Origin of the sequence: Flavobacterium sp. (assembly GCF_044369455.1) — a bacterium.
GTDB lineage: Bacteria > Bacteroidota > Bacteroidia > Flavobacteriales > Flavobacteriaceae > Flavobacterium.
The window spans coordinates 182848-193560 of the sequence record NZ_JBIPLW010000007.1 but is presented as its reverse complement, the minus strand read 5'-3'; the positions used below and the strand labels follow the sequence as shown (position 1 = coordinate 193560).

The 10713-nt window shown below is 33.2% G+C and carries 11 protein-coding genes; 3 read left to right on the top strand and 8 right to left on the bottom strand.

The window, feature by feature from the left end; all coding sequences use genetic code 11:
• The 3 genes from ACIQ2L_RS08935 to ACIQ2L_RS08925 form a co-directional block, all read left to right on the top strand.
• Window positions 1-331, top strand: a 331-nt coding sequence (locus ACIQ2L_RS08935; RefSeq protein ID WP_396157899.1) for a T9SS type B sorting domain-containing protein, incomplete at its 5' end; no start/stop codon positions are given.
• A gap of 5 nt (window positions 332-336) precedes the next feature.
• Window positions 337-1335 carry a type IX secretion system membrane protein PorP/SprF gene (locus ACIQ2L_RS08930; protein ID WP_396157897.1) on the top strand — a complete coding sequence of 333 codons (999 nt, stop codon included), beginning with the start codon at window positions 337-339 and terminating at the stop codon, window positions 1333-1335.
• A 42-nt stretch (window positions 1336-1377) separates the two neighbouring features.
• Window positions 1378-1893 carry a gamma carbonic anhydrase family protein gene (locus ACIQ2L_RS08925; protein ID WP_396157894.1) on the top strand — a complete coding sequence of 172 codons (516 nt, stop codon included), beginning with the start codon at window positions 1378-1380 and terminating at the stop codon, window positions 1891-1893.
• 119 nt (window positions 1894-2012) lie between these two features.
• On the opposite strand, the gene murI is transcribed toward ACIQ2L_RS08925, so the two are convergent.
• From murI to ACIQ2L_RS08885, 8 genes are all read right to left on the bottom strand, one after another.
• On the bottom strand, window positions 2013-2792 hold the full coding sequence (gene murI, locus ACIQ2L_RS08920) for a glutamate racemase (protein WP_396157892.1): 780 nt from the start codon (window positions 2790-2792) through the stop codon (window positions 2013-2015).
• A gap of 114 nt (window positions 2793-2906) precedes the next feature.
• Window positions 2907-3407, bottom strand: a complete 501-nt coding sequence (locus tag ACIQ2L_RS08915; protein ID WP_396157890.1) for an OmpH family outer membrane protein — start codon at window positions 3405-3407, stop codon at window positions 2907-2909.
• A 30-nt stretch (window positions 3408-3437) separates the two neighbouring features.
• Window positions 3438-4619, bottom strand: a complete 1182-nt coding sequence (locus ACIQ2L_RS08910; protein WP_396157888.1) for an OmpH family outer membrane protein — start codon at window positions 4617-4619, stop codon at window positions 3438-3440.
• Window positions 4620-4655: 36 nt separating this feature from the next.
• Window positions 4656-7454, bottom strand: a complete 2799-nt coding sequence (locus tag ACIQ2L_RS08905) for an outer membrane protein assembly factor (RefSeq protein ID WP_396157909.1) — start codon at window positions 7452-7454, stop codon at window positions 4656-4658.
• Window positions 7351-8091, bottom strand: a complete 741-nt coding sequence (locus tag ACIQ2L_RS08900) for an isoprenyl transferase (protein ID WP_396157886.1) — start codon at window positions 8089-8091, stop codon at window positions 7351-7353. Before ACIQ2L_RS08900 ends, ACIQ2L_RS08905 begins: the two co-directional genes overlap by 104 nt.
• Before the next feature lie 3 nt (window positions 8092-8094).
• Window positions 8095-8781 (bottom strand): DUF6089 family protein, encoded by a 687-nt coding sequence (locus ACIQ2L_RS08895; RefSeq protein WP_396157884.1) that lies wholly within the window; start codon window positions 8779-8781, stop codon window positions 8095-8097.
• A gap of 167 nt (window positions 8782-8948) precedes the next feature.
• On the bottom strand, window positions 8949-9830 hold the full coding sequence (locus ACIQ2L_RS08890) for an NAD kinase (protein ID WP_396157882.1): 882 nt from the start codon (window positions 9828-9830) through the stop codon (window positions 8949-8951).
• A gap of 149 nt (window positions 9831-9979) precedes the next feature.
• Window positions 9980-10639 (bottom strand): CBS domain-containing protein, encoded by a 660-nt coding sequence (locus tag ACIQ2L_RS08885; protein WP_396157907.1) that lies wholly within the window; start codon window positions 10637-10639, stop codon window positions 9980-9982.
• Window positions 10640-10713: the final 74 nt, after the last annotated feature.

Here is a 10713-nt window from a genome sequence, read left to right as displayed (position 1 = left end):
TAATGCAGGAGGCTTGGCGTACAGTTGTGAAGAATTAATTATAGAGCTGGTTCAAACCATAGATTATCCGTATTATTTTACACCAAACGGAGATGGAATACATGATACGTGGAATATTGTTGGATTAAGCACACAACTTAACGCCAAAATTTATATATTTGACCGCTATGGAAAACTAATGAAACAAATCAGTTCAAATGGACAAGGATGGGACGGAACGTATAACGGACGACTTTTGCCTGCAGATGATTACTGGTTTACTGTTGATTTTGTAGAACCAAGCGACGGAAAATCGAAACAATTTAGAGCCCATTTCTCATTAAAAAGATAGTTAATATGAATTTTAGAAAGATTTATTTATTAGCCCTACTAGTAGTAGCACAATTTGCAAATTCACAAGAAGGTTTGCCTGTTTATTCTGATTATTTATCGGATAATTATTATTTGCTTCATCCCTCAATGGCTGGAGCTGCGAGTTGTACAAAACTCAGACTAACAGGAAGACAACAATGGTTTGGACAAAAAGATGCGCCAGCCTTACAAACTTTAAGCTTTAATGGAGCTTTAGGTGAACGATCAGGCGGGGGAATTATAGTTTTCAACGATAGAAACGGTTATCATTCTCAAAGTGGAATGAAATTAACATATGCACACCATCTCATGTTTTCTCGTGATAATATTGACTTAAACCAACTTTCATTTGGTATGAGTGCAGGATTTATCCAAAGTAATTTAGATGAAAGTACTTTTTATGATAATAATCCTGATTTTGATCCTGCTATATTTGGTTCAATTCAGAGGTCAACCTATTTTAATGTTGATATTGGAGCATCCTATAATTTTTTAGATTTTTATGTTCATGCTACTGTGAAAAATGCATTGGCAAGTGATCGAAAACTCTACACCGATAGCGAGCCTGTAAACTTGCGACGATTTATTTTGAATTCGGGATATACTTTTGGAGATTCAGAACGCATTCTATGGGAACCTTCTTTTATGTTTCAGTTAGTAACACTAACCCAAGAAAAAACAGTAGACATTAATTTAAAAGCTTATAAAAATTTAGAGTTTGGTAAATTATGGGGAGGAATATCCTACAGGAGAAGTCTCGATGGAGCTCAATATGTACAAGGAAATGGAGTAGCTGATCAAAAATTACAGTATATAACTCCGATAGTTGGCTTGAACTTTAAACAATATATGGTTTCCTATACTTATTCACAGTTAATTGGAGATGTAAATTTTGACACAGGTGGCTTTCACCAAATAACTTTAGGTATTAATTTATTCTGCAAACCAGAAAAATACCACTGTAATTGTCCTGCAATTAATTAACTCATATAACTGTCCCGATTTATCGGGACAATTTTTTTAGACATGATAATAAAAGCTGTAAACGGTAAAACACCTGCTATTCCTAATGATTGTTTTGTTGCTGAAAATGCTACAATAGTTGGAGATGTTACTATGGGGGAATCCTGTAGTGTTTGGTTCAATGCCGTAATTCGCGGCGATGTTCATTATATAAAAATTGGGAATAAAGTAAATATACAAGATGGTGCCATTATTCATTGTACCTATCAAAAACATCCTACTGAAATTGGTAATAATGTATCTATTGGACACAATGCTATTGTGCACGGATGTAAAATTCATGATAATGTTTTAATAGGTATGGGTGCCATCGTAATGGATAATTGTATTGTTGAAAGCAATTCAATTATTGCAGCTGGCGCCGTGGTTACTCAAAACACAGTTGTTGAATCGGGGACGATTTATGCGGGTGTTCCAGCCAAGAAAGTAAAAGATATTGACCAGTCTGATTTTGCTGGAGAAATAGAACGCATTTCGAATAATTATGTGATGTATTCTGGTTGGTTTAAAAACGAATGAAGAATGCCTTTTGTTTGAGATTAGCCCTGATCCTGCCTGCCGGTAGCCAGAGTAAAGCTGACAGCAGGTTAATGGTTTAAAAAAAATTCCTAAAGTCCTGCCTGCCGGCAGGTTGGCTCCTAAAAATCTTTATGGATTACTTTGTATTTACTTTCCAGAATGTCATTTAGAATCTTTGGATTGGAATTGGTATAAAAAATTACATTACCATTTTCCTTACCGTTATTTAACGCATTTCTTTCTGATAATATACTTTTTGTTTGTCGTGCTACTGCTTCTCCTGAATCAATTATTTTAATGTCTTTTGGAAGTATTTTTTTTATCTGAGGAATTAGATAAGGGTAATGACTACAGCCGAGCACCAAATAATCAATATTGGCATCAATCATTGGTTCTAAATACTGATGAAGAAGCGTATTCATTTCTTTAGAATTAATTTCACCTTTTTCAATAAGTGAAACCAAACCATGCCCGATTTGTTCAATAATTTTAGTGTCTTGAAATTTCTCAGCCGTTTGATGAAACAACTCACTATTCAAGGTTCCTTGAGTAGCCAGAATACCGATTATGTTCTTTTTAGAATTTATGGCTGCTGGTTTTATAGCCGGTTCAATACCAATGAAAGGAACGTGGTAATTAGCTCTTAATACCTTAATTGCATTTGTTGTAGCAGTATTACAAGCAACGACTATTATTTTACAGTTTTTATTCAAAAGATACTCCGTGTTTTTTATACTGAGCTGAATAATTTCTTCTTTTGATTTTTGTCCGTAAGGTGCATTTTTGCTATCCGCTAGATAAATTGTATTTTCATTTGGGAGCAAATCGTGAATTTCCATCCAAATGGAAGTTCCTCCAATTCCTGAATCAAAAAGTCCAATAGGATTGTTATTGCTCATAGAAACAAAAGTAAAAAAAACTGCTCAAATCCCGAAGCTTCGGGAGAGCAGTTTTTAATATAATTACTTGAGAATCTAAAATTCTGAAGTAAGTTAAGTTTAGACAAGTTCAGATTAAAACCCTAAATCTTTTTTTACATCAGCTGTTAAATCTGGACCATCGGCCAAAAGTAAATCAGCAATATTTAAAACGTATTGAAATCCTTTTGCTTTACCAACTTTTGAAATAGAAGCTTTGATTTTATCCATTAACGGTTTTACCATATCTGCTTCTTTCTTTTGCAATTCCTTTTGAGCATTGTCTCTGTAATCTGTAATACGTTTCACCAAATCTTGAACTTCTGTTTGACGAGTAGCATTAACTGCATCTCCAACAGTTGAAGCTTCTTGATCGTATTTTTTAATTTTGTTTTGATATTCTTCTGCCATTGTTTTGTATTCTGCGTCATACGTTCCGCTCAATTTTTCTAATTGTTTTTGAGCATCAATCATCGCTGGCATTTTAGAAATTATCTCATTTACATCTACATGAGCAGTTTTAGCTTGTGCGCTAATAGTATAACTTGTTCCTAAACATAACACCGTAGCTAATAGTAATGATTTCAATCGTTTCATTTTAAAAAGTATTAATTAATTATTGTTTTATTATTCTGTTTTTGTTTTATTTTTTTCCTCTTTTGCTTTTTTAGCAGCTTCTCTATCTTCTAAAGCTTTTCTCTTTTTCTCATCTAACGCTTTTTTTCTATCTTCTAAAAGTTTAGCTCTTTCAGCAGCTTTTGCTGCTTTAGGATCTACAACAGTGGTAGAATCTGAAACTGTTTTATTATCTGCCGTCGGAGGTGCACCATCTCCTCCTAATTTCTCATTAACAGGAACCGTGCCAATTTTTTTTCCATTCTTGGCATCGAGTAATTCTTGACGTTTAGCATCTCTCTCCGCTTTTTTTGCATCAGCTGCAACTTTTCTATCTTCTAAAAGCTTTGCTCTTTCTGCGATTTTTGCGTCTTTGCTATTGATAACCGCTGTTGAATCTGATGTGCTTGAATTGGGTTGATTAGCTCCAGTATTACCCGTTTTTTTACTATTCTTAGCCTCAAGTAACTCTTTTCTTTTAGCAGCTTGTTCCGCTTTTTTTGCTTCGGCAGCAACTTTTTTATCTGCAACTACTTTTTCACGAGCCAATTTTTTTTCTTCAAGTATTCTTTTTCTTTCCGTTAATGCAGGGTTTTCATCTGTTACATCTTCTTGATACTCTTTTTTAGCTTGCTCCTTTTGTTCCTTTTTACTTAATTGCTGTCTTTTTTCCGCCCTAGTAATAACTCTGATTACTTGATCACTGATATCATATCTTTTAGCTGCAAAAAGCATCGTTAAATCAGATGATTTATCAAAAACAAAATCATATTTTTTTGCTTCTGCTATATCTTGAACAGCTGTAAAGACCTGATCTTGAATTGGCTTTACTAATACGGCTTTTTGTGTCATCAAATCACCATTAGGTCCAAATTTCTTTTGTTGAAAATCTAAAAGTTCGTCGTCTTGAAATTTTATTTCTTCTTCGCGTTCATCTATTAATTCTTTTGTCAATAAAGCTCTTTCCGTTTTTAACGCATCTTTAAGTTTTGCTATTTCGATTTTCTTTGCTTCAATATCTTGTTTCCATTTTTGAGCTTTTTGTTCTAATTGACTTTTTGCTTCACTATAATCGGGAACATTTTGTAGAATATACTCCATATCAATGTAACCAATTTTTACACCTCGTGTTTGCGCAACTGTCTGAAAAACAGCGAATATAGTTATAATTGTTATTGCAAAATATTTTTTCATTCGATTTGTAATTTAGAAATAATGTATCAAATATAATTAAAATTGTTGTCCAATTATAAAATGTGTTTCCCAACCATTCGGATTCGTAAAACCCGGAACAGCATCAAAACCATTAGCAAAGTCAATTCCTAACAATCCAAAAGCCGGCATAAATACTCTTAGTCCAAATCCTGCTGAACGTTGAAGTACAAAAGGATTGTAGTCTTTGAAAGTATCATATGATGACCCCGCTTCAAGAAAACCCAAAACATAAATTGATGCAGCTGCTTTTAATGTCAAAGGATACCTTAGCTCCAATGAATATTTATTATAAATAGTGGCTCCATCTGGTGAGGATAATGATTGATTCGGATATCCTCTTAATTGTATTATTTCTCTTCCGTCTAATGCAAAGTTAGCCAATCCATCTCCACCAAGGAAGAATCTTTCAAATGGCACTAATCCTCTCCCACTATTATATGCACCTAAATATCCAAACTCACCCAGAGCTCTTAACACGAGTGCTTTTGACTGTGAACCGGCTAGTCTTGTAAACCAATCTGCTTTAAATTTAAGTTTGTAATATTCTAACCAATTAAATCTTTGCTGATCAACTTTTGCTCTATCAGCTGATGCTCGTTCAAAATCTTGACCTACAGTTTGATAGATTTCATTTCCTTGAGTTGCCCCAGGGTTAACTTGCAGCAAATAATCGTCAACTTGAGCAAGCTGTCCCGATGATGTTGGAACAGTAATTAACCCGGCGTTTTCTCTATATCTCAGTTTGTATTCTTTTTGATTTTCTAAGTCTGCATAATCAATTCCATTAAACAACGAATACGGGAGGGTAAATTTGGCTGAAACACTAAATTCTGAACCCGATGTTGGATATATAGGATTAATACCTTTATTGTTTCTGGTTAAGCCAATAGTGTAGGCTAAGTTTCTTGATGCGCCATCTCCAAAAGTAAATAATCCAGTATTATAATTATTTAAATCATAAAATTGAAAACTCACGGAGCTTTGAAATACAAAGAAATCATCAGGAACTGTTAGTCTTTTTGCAATTCCCATAGACAACGTAGTTATATTAAAACTTTTGTTTCTATCTACATCTCTTGAATTTCCTGAAAAGAGAAATTGCTTACTGTGTGATAATGAACTTGAAAACTGCAGTGGCTTTTTTCCGCCAAGCCAAGGCTCAGAAAAGGACAAGCTGTAGGTCTGGAAAAATGCACTAGCTTGTAAACGTAAAGACACTTTTTGTCCATCACCCATTGGCAATGGTTTGTACGCCTCTTTTTTAAACAAATTTCTGGCGGAGAAATTATTAAAAGAAAGTCCTAAAGTTCCTATAAATCCACCGCCACCATAACCTCCTTGAAGTTCAATTTGGCTAGAACCTTTTTCAACAACATTATATTCAATATCAACTGTTCCTGCCGCTGGGTCTACGTTTTTAAATTTAGGATCAATTGCTTCAGGATCAAAAAACCCTAATTGTCCAATTTCACGAATGGTTCTGACCAAGTCATCTTTACTGTATTTTTGGCCTGGTTTTGTTCTTAATTCTCTATAAATTACTCTGTCATTGGTTTTATCATTTCCCACTACAGTAATATTATTAAAATAAGCGACTGGACCTTCTGTAATTCTAATTTCAAAATCGATGCTATCATTTGCTGTTTTTACTTCCACGGCATTGACATTTGAAAATAAGTAACCACTATTTTGATATAAGTTTGTGATGTCTTCACCGTCCGGTTTTGACTTATCAGCAATTCTTTTTTCTAACAAAACTCCATTGTAAGTGTCTCCTTTTTTTATGCCAAGAATTCTGCTTAACAATTGGTCCGAATATACCGAGTTCCCCAAAAATTTAATGTCCCCAAAACGGTATTTTTTACCTTCTTCTACCTTAATATTAACTGCTAATTTTGTTTTCTTCGCATTTAAATATACCGAATCACTTATAACTCTGGCATCTCGATATCCTTTTTCTTTATATTTTTCGATGATAGTGGTTAAATCCTCCTTATACTTTTCTTTAATAAACTTAGACGCTTTGAAAATCCGGATTGGATTAATTTGCTTAGTGTTTTTCATGGCTTTTCTCAGCTTTGCGTCTGAGAATTTTTCATTACCATCAAAAGTGATTTTGGATATCTTAAGTTTATCTCCTTTATCAATATTGACCAGCATTTTTACTTGATTCCCTTCTGTGGTATCAACTATTGTATTTATAAAAACTTTGGTGTTGAAATAACCATCTTTTTTGTACTTATTTTCGATATAATTTCGGGTGGTTGTAATTAAATTTTCATTAACAATCTTCCCTTTTGTCAAACCGTTATCTTTGATTAATGCTTCAACTTTTGATTTTTTTATCCCTTGGAATTTAACTTCATTAAGTTTTGGAAGTTCTACTATATCTAAATCTAACCAAAGACTATCTCCTTCAATTTTATTTACATAAAAATAGATATCGCTAAAAAGACCTAATTTCCCAAGTTTTTTTATTGCATTACTAGTTTCTTCACCTGGAACAATGATTTGTTGACCCCTTTCCAAACCAGTAAATGTTATTACGGTTTGTTCATTATAACTAATTTTCCCGTTTACTTTAACATTCGCTAAAATATATTTTTTGCCTTGGTCAAATGGAAGTCTTTCTTGGGCTTGTAATTGAAAAATACTTCCAAATAATATAATTAACAGAAGTACTTTTAAAGATTTAATCTGCACTGAAATTTTATTTAATTTGTTCACTTGTCTTTCCGAATCTGCGTTCTCTTTTTTGATAGCTAATAATGGCTGTGTATAAGTCTTCTTCTTTAAAATCAGGCCACAAAACATCGGTAAAATAAAATTCAGCATAGGCAATTTGCCATAACAAAAAATTACTAATCCGGTGTTCACCGCTGGTTCTAATTACTAAATCTACATCAGGTAAATTTCGCGTGTAAAGATGCTCATTTATAATTGATTCATCAATAGTGTCTATAGAAATTATATTATTTTTAACTTTCTCACTTATAATTTTAACTGCATTAACTAATTCTTCTCTAGAACCATAGCTCAAGGCTAATGTTAATGTCATTCTAGTGTTGTTTCTTGTTTTTTCGATAACTGATAAAAGGGCTGCTTTGGCTTTAACTGGAAGCAAATCAATATTACCAATGCAATTAAGACGAATATTATTATCTCCTAGAGTTTTTAATTCATTTTTTAATGAATTCACTAACAGACTCATTAATGTGTCTACTTCTAATTTTGGTCTATTCCAATTTTCTGTAGAAAAAGCATATAATGTAAGGTTTTCAATTCCTAATTTGGCACAAGTTTCTACAGTAATCTTCACTGATTTTGTTCCTTTTTCATGTCCAAATGCTCTTAAAAACCCCTGTTGTTTTGCCCAACGACCATTACCATCCATAATGATGGCTAGATGTTTGGGTAAGTTGTCTTTATTTATATTCTCTAGTAAACTCATTTTTTAATCTGCGCAATAACACGGTTTTTCGCCAAATGTATACGTGAGCGTAAAGCCCGTAAATACATACCAATCTTTGCTATTTATATTACCAAATTTCAATGATTCTAAATTTTGATTTTTTGGCAAACTCCCATCTAAATTATCAGTGAACGTATATCTTGCTCCAACTTCAAATCCGAGGATAAAATTCTCAAGAATAGTTCCTTTTACTCCTACAATCATCGGAATGGCAAACGAACTTGCTGTATAATCTTTTTTTGTTTCTCCGTTTACGACAAACAATTCGTCATAAGCAAAATAAGAAACTCCAGAAAACACATAGGGCGTTATCTTTTTTTTCAACAACTCGTGTAAATTAAAATCGAAAAAATCAAACTCCAATCCTGCTGAAAACTCTTTTATATCATTTTTAAATTTATACCCTCTTTGAACTCTTCCAGGAACTTCAGAATCTAAATCATTTCCTGAGATAGTTGACTGCATAAAGGAAAACCTATAAGAATGTCTTGGACTTCTGTTCCACTTGTATAAGATTCCAATGGCAGGTTCGTTTGGAGTTACATAATTGGTTTTACCCACATCACCAATAAAATTACTTCCTCCCAAGAAAACACCAATTTCGTGAATTTGTGCTGTCAAAATATTTTGGGAAATCAAACAAAAAAATAAAACTAAAATATTTTTCATTCAAATTGAAAATAGCGTGCAAATATAACAATTCTAAGTACTTATTTAACATGATTTTAGGATTTCTGTCAAATAAAATAAAGCACTAATGATTATTGATGTTGCAACAGTTTATATTCTAAAACGCATTAATTAGAAATGTAGTATAAAACGAAAGGGGAATTTTTCTAATTTCTTTTGTCTTCTCCCCAAAGTAGCTTGTTGCGAAGTGTATTAAGAAAGGTTTCTTCTGGAATTTCTACCATATTAATTTTAAATGGTGTTTTTTTTATTACCAACTCCGAATTATTATTGATGGAACTGATTCTTGAATCTAAAGAAACTAAATATTGTTCTTCTCTGCCTGAAACTCTTAGTTTAATTTCGGTGTCATCGGGAATCACAAGTGGTCTTGCAGAGAGATTGTGAGGTGCAATAGGCGTAATAACAAACCCTTTTACTTCTGGGGTCAAAATTGGCCCACCACAACTCATAGAATAACCCGTAGAACCTGTAGGCGTTGAAATAATTAAACCGTCAGCCCAATACGAATTCAAATGTTCACCATTCAAATAAGTATCTATAGTTATCATCGAAGTGGTATCTTTTCTACTAACGGTCACCTCGTTCATGGCAAAATTGATGTCAATTCCTGAAGAATTCGGAATACATTCCATCGTTAACAATGTTCTTTCTGAAATAGAGTATTTTTTTTCTAAAACAATTTGAAGAAAGGATTCGATATTATCTTTTTGAACTTTTGCCAAAAACCCAAGTCTTCCAGCATTTACGCCGAGCATTGGTATTCCTGAATCGCGCACAAAAGTTGCCGCCCTTAGTATCGTTCCGTCTCCTCCGATACTGATTAGTATATCAAAACTAGCATCTAAATCTTTGTGTGAAGCGAAAGTATTGTATGGCTTGGCAACAATCTCTTCTTCATATAATATTTTCAGAAATTTTTCTTCTATAACCAACTCCACATTATTCTTGTTGAAAAAAACAAAAATATCCTTAATAATTGGTCTCGTATCATTTTGATAGTATTGTCCGAAGATGGCGACTTTCATATATGTAAGTGTTTATTTATCAGCGGTCATATAGGGTATGCTTCGCCAGCCTGCCTGTCGGCAGACAGGTTCGAGCAAAGCTCTTGGGTCGCCTTTTTATTATTCGTGTTTTTTTGCAAAAAACTAATTGTTAGTGGCGATTTCATTATTTAGATATTTAAATATTTATCTAAATATTCCGAACGTTCTTTTAGTGTATTCAAATAATCATCTTCGTGATGTTCTGATATGATTTCATAGTTATAGCGGCGGAAGGATTGAATAATTTCATTAATTCCACCCAAAGTAGTTTTTATGGTTACCTGAACTTTTTCGGCATTAGCTTCCGAAACAAAAACCCCTAGAAGTTTACCATTGTTACTCTCAACTATTTGTGTAATCTGACTCATCGAATAATCAGCCACAGGTTTTTCAACAATTATTATTCCTCCTGTTTCCTTAAGAAAAGGCGTTTCATTTAAAAATTTGATGATGTCTGTCATTTCGTAATAACCAACATAGGTATTGGTTTCATCTAAAATAGGGACAATAGTAGCATTGCTTCTGGCAAATACTTCTAAAACATCCATCCAATTCATTGTTGTTCTTACAAAAAAACCTTCAAGTGAATAGCGATAATCACTAATACGTTTTTGGGGCTCAAAAGTTTCTGCGTCAACTGCAGAAACACTACCGATGTATACTTCATTATCCATAACTGGAAAATGTGAATAATTAATTTCTGTAAAGAAATCCTGGATTTCTCGTACCGATTCATTATTCGAAATAGGTTTAAAATCATTATTGATATACTCTGATAGTTGCCTCATGTCCTCTTTTCTGTTAGCGACTGCAAAATAATCAAATTTTGGGACATGATGACTTAGTTTTACTTTGTATTTTT

Bases quoted from the DNA above. Each gene is read 5' to 3' on its own strand.
- murI (WP_396157892.1), bottom strand. From the start codon at position 2,792: ATGAGCAATAACAATCCTATTGGACTTTTTGATTCAGGAATTGGAGGA.
- ACIQ2L_RS08915 (WP_396157890.1), bottom strand. From the start codon at position 3,407: ATGAAACGATTGAAATCATTACTATTAGCTACGGTGTTATGTTTAGGA.
- ACIQ2L_RS08890 (WP_396157882.1), bottom strand. From the start codon at position 9,830: ATGAAAGTCGCCATCTTCGGACAATACTATCAAAATGATACGAGACCA.
- ACIQ2L_RS08910 (WP_396157888.1), bottom strand. From the start codon at position 4,619: ATGAAAAAATATTTTGCAATAACAATTATAACTATATTCGCTGTTTTT.
- ACIQ2L_RS08930 (WP_396157897.1), top strand. From the start codon at position 337: ATGAATTTTAGAAAGATTTATTTATTAGCCCTACTAGTAGTAGCACAA.
- ACIQ2L_RS08900 (WP_396157886.1), bottom strand. From the start codon at position 8,091: ATGAGTTTACTAGAGAATATAAATAAAGACAACTTACCCAAACATCTA.
- ACIQ2L_RS08885 (WP_396157907.1), bottom strand. From the start codon at position 10,639: ATGAGGCAACTATCAGAGTATATCAATAATGATTTTAAACCTATTTCG.
- ACIQ2L_RS08895 (WP_396157884.1), bottom strand. From the start codon at position 8,781: ATGAAAAATATTTTAGTTTTATTTTTTTGTTTGATTTCCCAAAATATT.
- ACIQ2L_RS08925 (WP_396157894.1), top strand. From the start codon at position 1,378: ATGATAATAAAAGCTGTAAACGGTAAAACACCTGCTATTCCTAATGAT.
- ACIQ2L_RS08905 (WP_396157909.1), bottom strand. From the start codon at position 7,454: ATGTTTTGTGGCCTGATTTTAAAGAAGAAGACTTATACACAGCCATTA.